A 15,632-nucleotide genomic window follows, 5' to 3' on the forward strand; every position below is an offset into this window, starting at 1 on the left:
CTGCGGCCGGTGTGCGGCCGCTGCCGCCGAGGGCTACTCCCGGCCGGAGCTGACGTAGCGGTTCTGCAGCTGGGGCCAGATCCGGTTCACGTCGGCGGGGTTGACCGAGCCGTCCGGGCGGGAGCCGGTCATGCCGTACGCGGCGGTCAGGTACTCCGCGAGGCTCTGCGGGTCGGGCTGCTGCTCGTAGGTGTCGATGTACGCGATCAGGGCGTCGAAGCAGACGTCGGGGTCGAGCGGTTCGGCACCCGGGCGGCGACCGGCGGGCTGCTCGTCCCCTTCCACCAGGTCGGCCTCGACCGGGAAGTCCAGCCCCGCCAGCTCGGCCCTGTCGACCTCGGCCTGGTCGAACGGGAGCGGCTCGGCGACGGCCTGCTCGCGGTGGGGCTGCGCGAAACGGCGCACGTCCTGGTCGAGCTGCTCGGCCTCGCCCCGGACCGTCTGCTCCAGGCGGATCGGACGGCCGAGCCGACCGGGCGACACCTGGCCCGGAACCGGGCGGCCCATGCCCTGGTGGGCCTGCTGGGGACGGCCGCCGGCGCCCTGCACCGGGCGGGCCTGCGGGCCGCCCTGCCGGAGCGGAGCCTGCCCGCCGGCGGCGGGAAGGCCGTCCATCGGACCGCCCTGGGCACCGGCCGGCCGGGGGCCGGCGACCCGCGGCGGCTTGAACCACGGGGACATCTGCCCGGGCACCCGGCCCTGCTGGTCGGCGTCGTCGCCCGGCTGCGAGTAGCCCTTCACCGCCCGGGCCATCCACACGTTGAGCTTGGCGGCCTCGGGCTCGGACACCGGCGCGTCCTGCTGGGTCGGCTCCTGCGCGTCCCGCAGCCGCACCGCAGCCAGCTTGGCCAGCGTCGGCGCCACCGCCGCCGCGGACACCGCCGGGCCGACGGCGGGCGTGGCCGCACCCTTGGTGACCTCGAGCGGACCGTCGATCCGGTCGAGAACGCTCGGGTCCAGCGGCACACCGTACTTGGCGAGCTTGAGCGGCAGCAGCGCCTGGAAGGGCGCCGAGCGGCGCCAGCCGCGGCCGTAGCGGAAGCGCAGCTGGGCCCGGTAGACCAGGCGGTTCTGCTCCAGGCGGACGGTCTCGTCGTACGAGCGGAGCTCCCACAGCTTCATGCGGCGCCAGAGCCGGAACGTCGGCACCGGCGAGAGCAGCCAGCGCATCAGGCGGACCGACTCCATGTGACGGTCCGCGGTGATCGCCGCGATCCGGCCGACGGCGTGCCGAGAAGCCTCCACCACCACGACGAACAGCACCGGGATGACCGCGTGCATCGCCATGCCCAGGGCATCGCCCCAGGAGGCCGCCGCGTTGAACGCGATCGTCGCGGCGGTCAGCAGCCAGGCGGTCTGCCGCAGCAGCGGGAAGGGTATCCGCAGCCAGGTCAGCACGAGATCCAGCGACAGGAGCACCACGATGCCCGCGTCGACGCCGATCGGGAATGCGTACGAGAAGGCGCCGAAGCCCTTCTCCATCGCGAGATCGCGCACCGCGTTGTAGGAGCCGGCGAAACCGATTCCGGAGATCAGACAGGCACCGGCGGCGACCACGCCGAGTAGGGCCCGGTGGGCGCGGGTGAGGGATGGGCGACGTGCCATGTAGTTGATCAACCCCTGGGACTCGGCTGCTGCCGTAAGCGACCGTTACTGCCGAATCCACCCTCGGCCGGACACGGGGTCTCCGTGCTGTGGACCGTCTCGGCCCACCGGATACTACTCGTACACGCGTCTGATCACGCCTCCCACCCGGACGCCTGTGTTCGCTGAGGTGCACCGTTGAGGTGCGCCAACACCGCCAGCACACGGCGGTTGGCATCCTCCGCGGGTGCCAACTCCAACTTCGTGAAGATATTGGCAATGTGTTTCGCCACGGCACCGTCACTGACGGTGAGTCGGGCGGCGATGGCGGAGTTGGAACAGCCCTCCGCCATCAGTTCCAGCACCTCGCGCTCGCGCGGCGACAGACGTTGCAGCGGCCCCGAGGCTGCCCGGCTCTCCATCAGTTTGGCGATCACGTCCGGGTCCATCGCCGTACCGCCGGCGGCCACTCGACGGACCGCGTCGACGAACTGCTCTGCGTTGAACACCCGGTCCTTCAGCAGGTACCCGACACCTCCGGAGCCGTCGGCCAACAGCTCACGCGCATAGAGCTGTTGGACGTGCTGGGACAGCACCAGGACCGGCAGGCCGGGGATCTTCCGCCGCGCGGCGAGGGCCGCCTGCAGCCCCTCGTCGGTGAGCGTCGGCGGGAGCCTGACGTCCACCACCGCAACGTCGGGCTGCTCGGTCAGCAGGGCCTCCAACAGCTCGGGCCCGGTCTCGACCGCCGCCGCAATGGTGAAACCGTGCACCTCCAGGAGCTGGATCAGCCCTTGTCGAAGGAGGTAGAGATCCTCGGCGAGGACAACGCGCACGGCAGCTCCATGGTGATGGTCGTCGGCCCGCCCGGCGGACTGCTGAGCGAGAGCGTGCCATCGAAGGTACCCAACCTCCGCTCAATGCCGCGCAGCCCACTCCCCCGGCCCGACTGGGCACCTCCGCATCCGTCGTCGGTGACCGTCACCCGCAACAGGCCGGCCCGGAACAGGATGTCCACCCATACCTGCTCGGCACCCGAGTGCTTGGCCGCATTCGCGAGCAGCTCGCTGATGCAGAAGTACACCGCAGCCTCGACCGGCGCATCGGGCCGCTCGGGCAGGCTCACCGTCACCTCGGTCGGCTGCCGGCTGTCCAGCGCCAGGGCACGCACCGCATCACCGAGCCCCCGCTCGGCCAGCACGGGCGGGTGAATGCCCCGCACCAGGTCGCGCAGCTCCTGGAGCGCCCTCGCGGACGACTGCCGCGCTTCGGAGAGCAGTTCACGTGCAGCCGCCTGGTCGGTCTCCATCAGGTGTTCGATGGTGCCGAGCGTCATCCCGATGGCGACCAGCCGAGCCTGGGCACCGTCGTGCAGGTCTCGCTCGATCCGGCGGAGCTCGGCCGCCTGGTCACCGATCGCATCCGCCCGGGTGAGCGTCAACTCCTCCACGCGCCGCCGCAGCTGGGTGGCGCTCGCCTGCCGCCCGGGCACCAGCACACGGCAGGCGACGTCGAGGTGCGCCCGCAGCGCGTACGGCGCGATGAGCAGGCCGCTCACCGCTGCCGCACCGCCTAGCAGGAGGGATATCAGATAGCTGAGCGGGTGGCCGCTGCTGAGCTGGCCGTACTCCCGGGGATCGGCCATCGCGTCCATGGCGAAGGAGAGGCCGCCAACAAGCAGCAGCGCGGGCGGGCAGAGGAAGAACAGCGCAGACAGCGGGTTGAGCACCCACCAGGCCGCATCCCGCCGGGTCGCCGCGTCCCGCACCGTCCAGTGCACGAACCGCGCCACCCGGGCCGTGCTCTGACGCCGGTGGTACGAGAAGCCCGTCCACCAGTAGCCGCGCTCGTCGCGCTCCAGCGCCGGCATCGACGAGTAGCCGGGCCGGACAACCACCGCGCACCAGCGGCGGAGTTGGGACCTCGTCCACCCCGCACTGTGCCGGGAACACCAGTACGCCGACACCAGACCGGTGATCGACACTGCCACGAGCACGGCGAACGGAACGAACTCGAAGGACTGGAAGAGCTGTACCGTCACACCGCCGGTGATGACGACCACCATGAACGGAACGAAGACGCTCAGGCAGGCCCCGCCGACCGCAAGCACCGATCGGCCCACCGCCCGAACGCTCTCCCTGAGCCGCTCCGACGCTCCCCGACCGACCACTTTCACCCCTTCAAGGGAAGTTGTGACTGCCACGGTGCTGCTCCTGACATCGACGTCCGACTGGCGATGACATCAGTGTCGCGGGTCGGCCACCGGCGACACATTGGCTGTGCCACCCGTCTTTGGGGTGGACCTAGCACCACCCCGCCGAGGCCAATACCGAGGGCTGTCGGAGCGGCCCCGATCGAGTCGGGTCCGGAAATGCGAGAAGCCCCGCCCGGGACCCGGGCGGGGCTTCTCTGAAGAATTGTTCGGCGGCGTCCTACTCTCCCACAGGGTCCCCCCTGCAGTACCATCGGCGCTACGAGGCTTAGCTTCCGGGTTCGGAATGTGACCGGGCGTTTCCCTCGCGCTATGACCACCGAAACACTGTGAAACACATCGAACGACCGGCACGGGGCCTGTTCGTGGTTTCAGAACCAACACAGTGGACGCGAGCAACTGAGGACAAGCCCTCGGCCTATTAGTACCGGTCAACTCCACCCCTCACGGGGCTTCCATATCCGGCCTATCAACCCAGTCGTCTACTGGGAGCCTTACCCTCTCCAGGAGGTGGGAGTGCTCATCTCGAAGCAGGCTTCCCGCTTAGATGCTTTCAGCGGTTATCCCTCCCGAACGTAGCCAACCAGCCATGCCCTTGGCAGGACAACTGGCACACCAGAGGTTCGTCCGTCCCGGTCCTCTCGTACTAGGGACAGCCCTTCTCAACACTCCTACGCGCACAGCGGATAGGGACCGAACTGTCTCACGACGTTCTAAACCCAGCTCGCGTACCGCTTTAATGGGCGAACAGCCCAACCCTTGGGACCTACTCCAGCCCCAGGATGCGACGAGCCGACATCGAGGTGCCAAACCATCCCGTCGATATGGACTCTTGGGGAAGATCAGCCTGTTATCCCCGGGGTACCTTTTATCCGTTGAGCGACGGCGCTTCCACAAGCCACCGCCGGATCACTAGTCCCTACTTTCGTATCTGCTCGACCCGTCAGTCTCACAGTCAAGCTCCCTTGTGCACTTACACTCAACACCTGATTGCCAACCAGGCTGAGGGAACCTTTGGGCGCCTCCGTTACCCTTTAGGAGGCAACCGCCCCAGTTAAACTACCCACCAGACACTGTCCCTGATCCGGATCACGGACCCAGGTTAGACATCCAGCACGACCAGAGTGGTATTTCAACGTCGACTCCACAACAACTGGCGTTGCTGCTTCAAAGTCTCCCACCTATCCTACACAAGCCGAACCGAACACCAATATCAAGCTATAGTAAAGGTCCCGGGGTCTTTCCGTCCTGCTGCGCGAAACGAGCATCTTTACTCGTAATGCAATTTCACCGGGCCTGTGGTTGAGACAGTCGAGAAGTCGTTACGCCATTCGTGCAGGTCGGAACTTACCCGACAAGGAATTTCGCTACCTTAGGATGGTTATAGTTACCACCGCCGTTTACTGGCGCTTAAGTTCTCAGCTTCGCCCGACCGAAATCGGACTAACCGGTCCCCTTAACGTTCCAGCACCGGGCAGGCGTCAGTCCGTATACATCGCCTTACGGCTTCGCACGGACCTGTGTTTTTAGTAAACAGTCGCTTCTCGCTGGTCTCTGCGGCCACCCCCAGCTCGGAGTGCAAGACTCGTCACCGGGGCTGGCCCCCCTTCTCCCGAAGTTACGGGGGCATTTTGCCGAGTTCCTTAACCACAGTTCACCCGAACGCCTCGGTATTCTCTACCTGACCACCTGAGTCGGTTTGGGGTACGGGCCGCCATGAAACTCGCTAGAGGCTTTTCTCGACAGCATAGGATCATCCACTTCACCACAATCGGCTCGGCATCGGGTCTCAGCCTTGATGAGTGACGGATTTGCCTATCACTCGGCCTACACCCTTACCCCGGGACAACCACCGCCCGGGCTGGACTACCTTCCTGCGTCACCCCATCGCTCACCTACTACCACCTTGGGCCGCCGGCTCCACCACTCCCCTTCACCCGAAGGATCCGGGGCGGCTTCACGGGCTTAGCATCAGAGGGTTCAGCGTTGGCGCTTCACAGCGGGTACGGGAATATCAACCCGTTGTCCATCGACTACGCCTGTCGGCCTCGCCTTAGGTCCCGACTTACCCTGGGCAGATCAGCTTGACCCAGGAACCCTTGGTCAATCGGCGCAAGAGTTTCCCACTCTTGTATCGCTACTCATGCCTGCATTCTCACTCGTGAACCGTCCACGACTCGATTCCTCGGCCGCTTCACCCGGCACACGACGCTCCCCTACCCATCCACAGCGCCGTTGGGCGTATTCTGTGAATGACACGACTTCGGTGGTGTGCTTGAGCCCCGCTACATTGTCGGCGCGGAATCACTTGACCAGTGAGCTATTACGCACTCTTTCAAGGGTGGCTGCTTCTAAGCCAACCTCCTGGTTGTCTCTGCGACTCCACATCCTTTCCCACTTAGCACACGCTTGGGGACCTTAGTCGGTGTTCTGGGCTGTTTCCCTCTCGACCATGGAGCTTATCCCCCACAGTCTCACTGCCGCGCTCTCACTTACCGGCATTCGGAGTTTGGCTAAGGTCAGTAACCCGGTGAGGCCCATCGCCTATCCAGTGCTCTACCTCCGGCAAGAAACACGCGACGCTGCACCTAAATGCATTTCGGGGAGAACCAGCTATCACGGAGTTTGATTGGCCTTTCACCCCTAACCACAGGTCATCCCCCAGGTTTTCAACCCTGGTGGGTTCGGTCCTCCACACGGTCTTACCCGCGCTTCAACCTGCCCATGGCTAGATCACTCCGCTTCGGGTCTTGGGCATGCAACTCAGGTCGCCCTATTCGGACTCGCTTTCGCTACGGCTACCCCACACGGGTTAACCTCGCTACACACCGCAAACTCGCAGGCTCATTCTTCAAAAGGCACGCAGTCACAGTCCGAAGACTGCCCCCACGGCTTGTAGGCACACGGTTTCAGGTACTATTTCACTCCGCTCCCGCGGTACTTTTCACCATTCCCTCACGGTACTATCCGCTATCGGTCACCAGGGAATATTTAGGCTTAGCGGGTGGTCCCGCCAGATTCACACGGGATTTCTCGGGCCCCGTGCTACTTGGGAAATAGGCAAGCAAGCCGCTGATGTTTCGTCTACGGGGGTCTTACCCTCTACGCCGGACCTTTCGCATGTCCTTCGACTACACCAACGGTTTCTGACTCGCCGACCGGCCGGCAGACCGGTCAAGCCCACTCCCACAACCCCGTCACGGCAACCCCTGCCGGGTCTCACACCATGACGGTTTGGCCTCATCCGGTTTCGCTCGCCACTACTCCCGGAATCACGGTTGTTTTCTCTTCCTGCGGGTACTGAGATGTTTCACTTCCCCGCGTTCCCTCCACATACCCTATGTGTTCAGGTATGGGTGACAGCCCATGACGACTGCCGGGTTTCCCCATTCGGACACCCCCGGATCAAAGCTCGGTTGACAGCTCCCCGGGGCCTATCGCGGCCTCCCACGTCCTTCATCGGTTCCTGGTGCCAAGGCATCCACCGTGCGCCCTTAAAAACTTGGCCACAGATGCTCGCGTCCACTGTGCAGTTCTCAAACAACGACCAGACACCCACCCTCGGCAACCCGAAGGCTGCGTCGCATGGGACCGGCATCCACGAGGAAACCATCGTTCCCTCAGGACCCAACAGCGTGCCCGACCCGAACAGTTCACATCACACGTTCCACGCCGAAGCAGTACTAGCGTCCGTGACTCTGTCCGTGCCGAATAGTCAACGTTCCACCCATGAGCGAGCACTCCGGAACACTCGTCCGAAGCTGCTGTGTGCTCCTTAGAAAGGAGGTGATCCAGCCGCACCTTCCGGTACGGCTACCTTGTTACGACTTCGTCCCAATCGCTGGTCCCACCTTCGACGGCTCCCTCCCAAGGGTTAGGCCACCGGCTTCGGGTGTTACCGACTTTCGTGACGTGACGGGCGGTGTGTACAAGGCCCGGGAACGTATTCACCGCAGCATGCTGATCTGCGATTACTAGCAACTCCAACTTCATGGGGTCGAGTTGCAGACCCCAATCCGAACTGAGACCGGCTTTTTGGGATTCGCTCCGCCTCGCGGCATCGCAGCCCTTTGTACCGGCCATTGTAGCACGTGTGCAGCCCAAGACATAAGGGGCATGATGATTTGACGTCGTCCCCACCTTCCTCCGAGTTGACCCCGGCAGTCTCCTGTGAGTCCCCGACATTACTCGCTGGCAACACAGAACAAGGGTTGCGCTCGTTGCGGGACTTAACCCAACATCTCACGACACGAGCTGACGACAACCATGCACCACCTGTACACCGACCACAAGGGGGCTGATATCTCTACCAGTTTCCGGCGTATGTCAAGCCTTGGTAAGGTTCTTCGCGTTGCGTCGAATTAAGCCACATGCTCCGCTGCTTGTGCGGGCCCCCGTCAATTCCTTTGAGTTTTAGCCTTGCGGCCGTACTCCCCAGGCGGGGAACTTAATGCGTTAGCTGCGGCACCGACGACGTGGAATGTCGCCAACACCTAGTTCCCAACGTTTACGGCGTGGACTACCAGGGTATCTAATCCTGTTCGCTCCCCACGCTTTCGCTCCTCAGCGTCAGTAATGGCCCAGAGATCCGCCTTCGCCACCGGTGTTCCTCCTGATATCTGCGCATTTCACCGCTACACCAGGAATTCCGATCTCCCCTACCACACTCCAGCCTGCCCGTATCGAATGCAGACCCGGGGTTAAGCCCCGGGCTTTCACATCCGACGCGACAGGCCGCCTACGAGCTCTTTACGCCCAATAATTCCGGACAACGCTCGCACCCTACGTATTACCGCGGCTGCTGGCACGTAGTTAGCCGGTGCTTCTTCTGCAGGTACCGTCACTTGCGCTTCTTCCCTGCTGAAAGAGGTTTACAACCCGAAGGCCGTCATCCCTCACGCGGCGTCGCTGCATCAGGCTTTCGCCCATTGTGCAATATTCCCCACTGCTGCCTCCCGTAGGAGTCTGGGCCGTGTCTCAGTCCCAGTGTGGCCGGTCGCCCTCTCAGGCCGGCTACCCGTCGTCGCCTTGGTAGGCCATTACCCCACCAACAAGCTGATAGGCCGCGGGCTCATCCTGCACCGCCGGAGCTTTCCACCCGCCCCCATGCGGGGGCGGGTCGTATCCGGTATTAGACCCCGTTTCCAGGGCTTGTCCCAGAGTGCAGGGCAGATTGCCCACGTGTTACTCACCCGTTCGCCACTGATCCACCCCGAAGGGCTTCACCGTTCGACTTGCATGTGTTAAGCACGCCGCCAGCGTTCGTCCTGAGCCAGGATCAAACTCTCCGTGAATGATGACCCGTTATCGGGTGCACACTCGCGTTGAGCGGCACGGCAACCACCGGAATAGGGTGATCCCGCGCACTGCGTCCTCGCTGTGTTATTTCCAAAGGAATCTCCAACCGATCCGCGATGGACCGGCCGGGGATGTCAACATATCTGGCGTTGACTTTTGGCACGCTGTTGAGTTCTCAAGGAACGGACACTTCCTTCGGACCGCCTTCCAGCGGACCCTCCGGGCGTTTCGCTCTTTCGTGTTTCCAGCTTATCAGACCCGAGTCAGTGCTCTTCGCCGACCTGCTTTCTCCACCGCTTTGCCGGAACCGACCTGACGGCCCGTCCGACGTTTCAAACCTTAGCCGATCCCCGCTCCGAAAAGCGAATCCGACGCCGGCCCGAACACAATCCCCGAAAACGCGCACACCGAATTCGCACTGAGACGCGACAAGGCGCGACCCAGCCCGAGCCGGGAAATGGTGTTTCAGAGGATTGGCCGCCCCGGGACCGTCCGCGCAGACGCGTGTCCGGTGCTCCCTGCCGAGCGACTAGAGAACAGTACGCCCATCGGTAGGCGGAGGCAAATCCGTCACCCGGACGGACCAGGTGCAGGCGGCGCGGCCGGCCTTCACGTACTCGCCGTTGGGGTGGTCGTTGGTGGCCGTGCGCAGGGCCGCCACCTGGTGGTCCTGGCCTCCGGCGGTGTGCCGCTCGATCAGGCGGCGGTGGCGGAGGTCGTCGTCCGCGTGGACGTACCAGAGCTCTCGGAGCAGGCCGCGGACTGCTGCCCAAGGGACGTCGGGCGAGGCCAGGTAGTTGCCCTCGGTGACGACCAGGCGGGTGTGCGGCCTGATGACGTGGCGGGCGGCGACCGGTTCGTCGAGTGCCCGGTCGAAGTCCGGCACATAGATGTCGTTGAATCGCTCGTTCGCGACCCGGTGGAGCAGGGCCAGATATCCGGCCGCGTCGAACGTTTCGGGCGCGCCCTTCCGTGCGCGCAGACCGAGGCGGTCGAGCTGGGCGTTGGCGAGGTGGAATCCGTCGAGGGGGAGGTACGCGGCCGCGTCGGGGCCCTCCTCTCGCACGATCTCTGCGACGAGGTGCCGGGCCAGCGTCGACTTGCCCGCGGCGGGTGGGCCTGCCAGCCCGAGGATCACGCGCCCGGTGGCACTCCCGGGCCCCTTCAGAAGCCGCAGCGCCCGCTCGACCGTCGACCGCGACGATGCCTCCGTCACGGCCGCACCAAGCAGATCCGCGCCATCGGGGCGGTCCGGGGAGCAGCCCGAGGAACGGTCCGGAGAACGATCGGGAGAGCGGTCCGGCGTGCGGTCCCCGTGTACGTCTACGTGCATGGGCGCACCCTACTCACGCTTCGGTCCGGCAGGCACGAAGCGCGCACCCGGGCGCCCCGCCGGTGCCGCCCCACGCCTCGCAGGACAGCCTCGGCCCGGCCTCGGGAGCTACGTGTCGGGCTCGCCCAGCACCGGTTCGTCGAGGGTGAGCGTGCCGGCATCCGCGTCCAGGACGGCCGGCACGCCGAGGGGCACGGTGAGGCTGGTCGGCCCGTGGCCGAAGCCGAGCTCCCAGATCACCGGGACGCCCAACGGGGCGAGCCGGTCGAGCATGACCTCGCGGACGAGGTCCAGGGGGCCGCAGCCCTCCCAGGAGCCCAGGGCGATTCCGGCGACACCGTCGAGCGCGCCGGTGCGGAGCAGCTGGGTGAGGGTCCGGTCGAGCCGGTACGGCAGCTCGTTGACGTCCTCCAGGAGCAGGATGGTGTCGGCGAAGGAGGTCCTGGCGCTGGGGGCGCCGCGGTCGGTGGCCAGGAGGGCGGCGCAGCCTCCGGCGGTGGTTCCGGCTGCCCGGCCGGGGACGAGGGGTTGGGCCGTGGCGGAGGTGAGGATGCGGGTGGTGGCCGGTTCGAAGAGGGTGCGGCGGAGGTGCTCGGCGGTGGCCGGGTCTCCGAGGAAGGCGGCTGCGGTGCCCATCGGGCCGTAGAGGGTGGGCAGGCCGAGGCGGAGGCAGACGGCTTCGTGGAGGACGGTGACGTCGCTGAAGCCGACGAGGATCTTCGGGGGCGCGGTGCGCAGCTCGTCCCAGTCGATCAGGTCGACCATGCGCTGGACGCCGTAGCCGCCGCGGGCGCAGATGACGGCGGCGGTGGAGGGGTCGAGCCAGGCCCGGCGGAAGTCCGTGGCGCGGTCGGCGTCGGTGCCGGCGAGGTAGCCGTGGACGGGGTGGCGGTCGAGGAGGTGTTCGCCGGGGACGACCTCCAGGCCCCAGGAGCGCAGCAGGGCGGTGCCGTCGGCGAGGCGCTGCGGGTCGATCGGGCCGCTGGGGGCGACCAGGGCCACGCGGTCGCCCGCGGTCAGGCGGCGGGGGCGTCGGGCCGGGGAGGGGTGGCGGCGGTGTGCGGATTCGTCGGTCGTCAGCTGATCCATCGACAGGTTCTCCCCCGTGGTGACCGGTTCGCCTGCTCACGGTATTCCCCGGTGCGGGGGTGGAGCGATCCACCCCCGCACCGGGAGTGCGTGCGGGCCACTCGCTCACCGGGAACGGCTCCTCTTCACACGGTGCCCATCGCTTCGCGGACCTCCGCGAGGGTGGTGTCGGCCACCTTGTTGGCGTGCTCGTTGCCGTTGTGCAGGACGTCCCGCAGGAATCCCCGGTCGGCGGCGAGTTCGGCGCGGCGGGCCCTGATGGGCCGGAAGTACTCGTTGACGGCTTCGATGACGAGGCGTTTGAGTGCTGCGGCCCCGCGGTCGCCGATCTCCTCGGCGACGTCCTCGGGTGTGCGGTCCAGGCAGAGGGCGGCGAGCTGCAGGAGGCCGGCGACGCCGGGACGGTGCTCCGGGTCGTGGCTGATGCGGCGGTCGGCGTCCGTGGTGGCGGCGCGGAGGAGGCGGGCGGTGTCGTCCTCGGTGGCGCCGAGCGGGACGGCGTTGCCGCGGCTCTTGCTCATCTTGCCGCCGTCGGTGCCGAGGAGCAGCGGTGCTGTGGAGAGCAGTGCCTCGGGCTGTGGGAAGACGGGGCCGTAGCGCTCGTTGAAGCGGCGGGCGACGGTGCGGGTGGTTTCCAGGTGCGGGATCTGGTCCTGGCCGATGGGGACGAGGTCCGCCTTGCAGAATAGGATGTCGGCGGCCTGGTGGACGGGGTAGGTGAACATGAGTCCGCTGACGGTGGAGCGGCCGGAGTGCGCGATCTCGTCCTTCACGGTGGGGTTGCGGCCGAGTTCGGCGACGCTGACCAGGCTGAGGAAGGGCAGCAGGAGCTGGTTGAGGGCCGGGACGGCGCTGTGGGCGAAGACCGTGGCGCGGTCGGGGTCGATGCCGGCGGCCAGGTAGTCGAGGACGAGGTTCTCGGCGTGCTCGGCCGGGTTGTCGGCGCGGTCCCGGTCGGTGAGGACCTGGTAGTCGGCGACGACGACGAAGAGTTCGACGCCGAGGCGCTGGAGTTCGACCCGGTTCTGCAGGGTGCCGAAGTAGTGGCCCAGGTGGAGCGGGCCGGTCGGCCGGTCTCCGGTGAGGACGCGGTGGTGCCCGGGGTTGCGGCGGATCCGGTCGGTGGTGGTCAAGTCGGCGGTGGTCAAGGGGTGCTCCTCGGTGGTCGGTAGGGGGGCCGTCCGCCGGGGCGCCTGCCGTCCGCGAGGTGTGGGAACGCAGCAGGGCCGTCCGTGCGGACGGCCCTGTGGTCGTGCGTGAAGGGTGGCCGTCCCTAGGACGGCCACCAGTTCAGGCACGGCTGCTGCTTCATGGAGGCCAGGGTACCTGCTCGTGTGCGGCCTTCAGGAAGGGATTTCCGGCGGGCGAGCGGGTACACGCACAGGGGCCGGCGGGGGCCGGCGGACGGGCCGGGTCCGCGCGGTCGACACATCGTGGATCGGCCTGGCCGCCAAGGTCCGTGTGCGGCAGGATCGTTCATGCCGCAGACCGAAGGGCCCGCACCGATGACCTCGCTCGACCAGCCAGCGTCCGACCGCTCGTCCGGTGGAGCCGTCCCGGCGGGGCCGACGCCTGCCGGGGGCGGCCCCGCCGAGCCGGGTGGTGATCCGACCGCGGTCCGGTTGCTGGCCGGGCTCGCGAGCCGGCTGCGCGGTGCGTACGAGCAGGGGGCGGGCCTGGCCGAGTTGGCGGCGGCCTGCCATCGGCCGGAGGCGGATGTGCGGCGGCTGCTGGAGGAGGCCGGCGCGGATCTCGTCGCGCCGCGGGCGCCGGGTGAAGGACATCGGGTCGGGGGCAACAGGGGCGACGACGGCAGTGCCGGTGCCGCCGACCGTACGGAGGCGGGCAGGAACGTCGGCAGCGCCGCCGACAGCAGCGACGGCAGCCGACAGTTGCGGAGGGCGCGGCGGCCTGTGCCGTCCCGGCGCCTGCGGCGGCTCCACCCCCGTCCGCCCGAGCGGCTGGAGGCGTGGCGCGCCAGTGGTGCGGGCCGCGCAGGGCAGGCCCATGACGGCGCCGACGGGGAGGGCGGCACACCGCTCGGGATACTGATCGGCGGTTCGGCACCGGCGGCCGCGGCCGGCCCGCGGGAGCCGGAACGGGTCGCGGCGAAGCTCGTCCGGCTGGGTGCCGGGACCTGCCTGGTGGTGCTGCCCGCGTGGCGGGAGGCGATCGCCGTGGCCGTGCCGACCGAGCGGCTGCTCGCCTCCACCGGGCTCGCTGCGGACGAACTGGCGGCTGCCTGCCTGACCGTACTGATCAACCCGGATGCGCTGCACGACCGCGACCTCACGCTGCACGACTGGCGGGCGGAGCCGCCGCAGCATTGAACCGGTCCGCTCCGCCCGTCGGGTGATGTCGTGTCAGCCGGGCAGCTCGGCCGCGGCCCGGAGCGGAGGGTCCTCGGGGCGGCTGTTGGGGGTGCCCTGCGGCACATGGCCGAGGTGCACCGGCTCCACGGCCGACAGGTCGAGTACGGCCTCCGGGCCGGGTGCGGCCGGTGTGCGGAGGGCGGCCAGGAGGGCGGGGAGTTGCGGGGGCCACAGTGCGTCGGCGTCGGCGGCCGCCAGTTCCTCCGGCGTCCACCAGCGCCAGTCCAGGATGCCGTCGACGCGGTGCACGTGGCTGACGTCGCCGACGGGCCCTCGCCGCGGGCCGGTGGTCAGGAAGACGTGTTCGTGCTGACGGACGGGGATGCCGTGCCAGGTGAAGTCGTGCTCCCAGGTGCAGAGCAGGGGGCCGGGCTCGATGTCCGTCCAGCCGGTCTCCTCGGACAGCTCGCGGCGGGCGCCGACCTGCGGTGACTCGCCGTCCTCGATGCCGCCGCCGGGCATCGTCCAGTGGACGCCGACCTCGGCGTTGTCGCTGCGGAGCAGGAAGACGGAGCCGTCCGGGGCGAGGACGACGGTACGTGCCGCTCTCCGCGGCATCCGTCCGTCGGGGGTGGGGACGGGTCGGGTGTTCCCTCGTCCGAGGAGTCGTCGCAGCTTGGACATCGGATCACCCTGGCACGCGGTGCGGGGTGTGTCGACCGAATTCGGCTGGCTTCAGGGGCAGTCCGAACGGTGGACACCGGCACACTCGTCCCCCGAAGGGTGGTGCGCAGCGGGGTGCGCGCCACCGTGTGCGCCGTACGCTGTGGGCCATGACCACGCCGGCCGTCCTGGTGCCCACCGACCCGCTGTTTCCGCGGAGGCCCGACCCGCACTACGTGTGGGAGACGCAGGTGGTGCGCGACCTGGGCGGCACCTGCGTCCTGCTCGACCACGACGCGCTGGTCGCGGGCGACGCGGAGGGGGCGGTGCGCCTCGTCCCCGGCGGGGTGGGACCGCTCTGGTACCGCGGCTGGATGGTCGGCGTCCCCGCGTACCAGGCGCTGGCGGTCGCCCTGGCCGAGCGGGGCGGCACCCTGCTGACCACGCCGGCCGGCTACGCCGACGCACACGAACTGCCCGGCTGGTACGGGGTGTTCGAGGGCGCGACGCCGGACAGCCGGTGGCTGGCCGGACCCGGGCTGCCCTCCGCCGACGACCTGGCCGGCCTGGCGCTCGGGCTGGGCGGGAGCGGCCCCGCGGTGGTCAAGGACTTCGTGAAGTCCCGCAAGTACGAGTGGGAGGAGGCCTGCTTCGTCCCGGATCTCGCGGACACCGACGGGCTGTGCCGGGTGGTGGCGCGCTTCGTCGAACTGCAGGACGGCGCCCCGGAGGGCGGGATCGTGCTGCGGCGCTACGAGGAGTTCGTCCGGGACGCGCAGGGGCGGGCCGTGGAGGCCCGGGTGTGGTGGGTGGACGGTGTGCCGGTGCTGCGCGGTCCGCATCCGGACTCGGCTCCGGGGCCCGCGCCGGATGCGGACCTGTCGGAGGTCGGGCCGCTGGTGCGCAGCCTGGGCTGCCGGTTCGTCAGCACCGACCTGGCGCGACGGGCGGACGGTTCGGGGTGGCGGGTGGTCGAGGTCGGCGACGGGCAGGTCAGCGACCTGCCGCGGGGCGCCGACGCGGCATCGCTGTTCGCGGCGCTGATGGCCGTCTGAGCCGGCGGGACGCGGACCGGCCGAGGGCCCGCCGGGATACGGGGCCTGCGCGGACAGAACCCTGCGCGCAGGTCGCCGTACCCCGG

9 protein-coding genes and 3 rRNA genes are annotated in these 15,632 nt (G+C 67.9%); 2 read left to right on the forward strand and 10 right to left on the reverse strand.

What is annotated here, in order from left to right; translation table 11 throughout:
* Nucleotides 1–33 precede the first annotated feature (33 nt).
* The 9 genes from ACQ614_RS12880 to trpS form a co-directional block, all read right to left on the reverse strand.
* Nucleotides 34–1,605 (reverse strand): DUF2637 domain-containing protein, encoded by a 1,572-nt coding sequence (locus ACQ614_RS12880; protein WP_431678675.1) that lies wholly within the window; start codon nucleotides 1,603–1,605, stop codon nucleotides 34–36.
* A gap of 134 nt (nucleotides 1,606–1,739) precedes the next feature.
* Complete coding sequence (locus tag ACQ614_RS12885) at nucleotides 1,740–2,420, reverse strand: response regulator transcription factor (RefSeq protein WP_431678676.1); 681 nt, start codon at nucleotides 2,418–2,420, stop codon at nucleotides 1,740–1,742.
* Complete coding sequence (locus tag ACQ614_RS12890) at nucleotides 2,372–3,787, reverse strand: sensor histidine kinase (protein WP_431678677.1); 1,416 nt, start codon at nucleotides 3,785–3,787, stop codon at nucleotides 2,372–2,374. The genes ACQ614_RS12885 and ACQ614_RS12890 overlap by 49 nt, the downstream gene beginning before the upstream one ends.
* 216 nt (nucleotides 3,788–4,003) lie before the next feature.
* A 5S ribosomal RNA gene (gene rrf / locus ACQ614_RS12895) occupies nucleotides 4,004–4,120 on the reverse strand.
* Nucleotides 4,121–4,197: 77 nt separating this feature from the next.
* Nucleotides 4,198–7,304, reverse strand: a 23S ribosomal RNA gene (locus ACQ614_RS12900).
* A gap of 271 nt (nucleotides 7,305–7,575) precedes the next feature.
* Nucleotides 7,576–9,090, reverse strand: a 16S ribosomal RNA gene (locus ACQ614_RS12905).
* Together the 16S, 23S and 5S rRNA genes form the textbook arrangement of a ribosomal RNA operon.
* Nucleotides 9,091–9,623: 533 nt before the next feature.
* Nucleotides 9,624–10,232 carry a nucleoside/nucleotide kinase family protein gene (locus tag ACQ614_RS12910; RefSeq protein ID WP_431678678.1) on the reverse strand — a complete coding sequence of 203 codons (609 nt, stop codon included), beginning with the start codon at nucleotides 10,230–10,232 and terminating at the stop codon, nucleotides 9,624–9,626.
* Between the two features lie 303 nt (nucleotides 10,233–10,535).
* Entirely contained in the window at nucleotides 10,536–11,516 is a 981-nt protein-coding gene (locus ACQ614_RS12915; RefSeq protein WP_431678679.1) for a S66 peptidase family protein, read from the reverse strand.
* 125 nt (nucleotides 11,517–11,641) lie between these two features.
* Complete coding sequence (gene trpS, locus ACQ614_RS12920; protein ID WP_431678680.1) at nucleotides 11,642–12,664, reverse strand: tryptophan--tRNA ligase; 1,023 nt, start codon at nucleotides 12,662–12,664, stop codon at nucleotides 11,642–11,644.
* 330 nt (nucleotides 12,665–12,994) lie between these two features.
* Between trpS and ACQ614_RS12925 the strand changes: the two genes are divergently transcribed.
* Nucleotides 12,995–13,846: a hypothetical protein gene (locus ACQ614_RS12925; protein ID WP_431678681.1), complete on the forward strand. Its 852-nt coding sequence runs from the start codon at nucleotides 12,995–12,997 to the stop codon at nucleotides 13,844–13,846.
* A 33-nt stretch (nucleotides 13,847–13,879) separates the two neighbouring features.
* On the opposite strand, the gene ACQ614_RS12930 is transcribed toward ACQ614_RS12925, so the two are convergent.
* The gene (locus ACQ614_RS12930) at nucleotides 13,880–14,446 is read right to left on the reverse strand and encodes an NUDIX domain-containing protein (RefSeq protein WP_431678682.1); all 567 of its coding nucleotides are present in this window, start codon (nucleotides 14,444–14,446) and stop codon (nucleotides 13,880–13,882) included.
* Between the two features lie 215 nt (nucleotides 14,447–14,661).
* Here ACQ614_RS12930 and ACQ614_RS12935 point away from each other — a divergent pair, with 215 nt between their 5' ends.
* On the forward strand, nucleotides 14,662–15,546 hold the full coding sequence (locus tag ACQ614_RS12935; RefSeq protein WP_431678683.1) for an ATP-grasp domain-containing protein: 885 nt from the start codon (nucleotides 14,662–14,664) through the stop codon (nucleotides 15,544–15,546).
* Nucleotides 15,547–15,632 lie beyond the last annotated feature (86 nt).

It is taken from the genome of Kitasatospora dryopteridis (assembly GCF_050749075.1).
In the GTDB taxonomy this organism is placed as follows: Bacteria; Actinomycetota; Actinomycetes; order Streptomycetales; family Streptomycetaceae; genus Kitasatospora.

Bases quoted from the DNA above. Each gene is read 5' to 3' on its own strand.
- ACQ614_RS12935 (WP_431678683.1), top strand. From the start codon at position 14,662: ATGACCACGCCGGCCGTCCTGGTGCCCACCGACCCGCTGTTTCCGCGG.
- ACQ614_RS12915 (WP_431678679.1), bottom strand. From the start codon at position 11,516: ATGGATCAGCTGACGACCGACGAATCCGCACACCGCCGCCACCCCTCC.
- ACQ614_RS12930 (WP_431678682.1), bottom strand. From the start codon at position 14,446: ATGCCGCGGAGAGCGGCACGTACCGTCGTCCTCGCCCCGGACGGCTCC.
- ACQ614_RS12880 (WP_431678675.1), bottom strand. From the start codon at position 1,605: ATGGCACGTCGCCCATCCCTCACCCGCGCCCACCGGGCCCTACTCGGC.
- ACQ614_RS12925 (WP_431678681.1), top strand. From the start codon at position 12,995: ATGCCGCAGACCGAAGGGCCCGCACCGATGACCTCGCTCGACCAGCCA.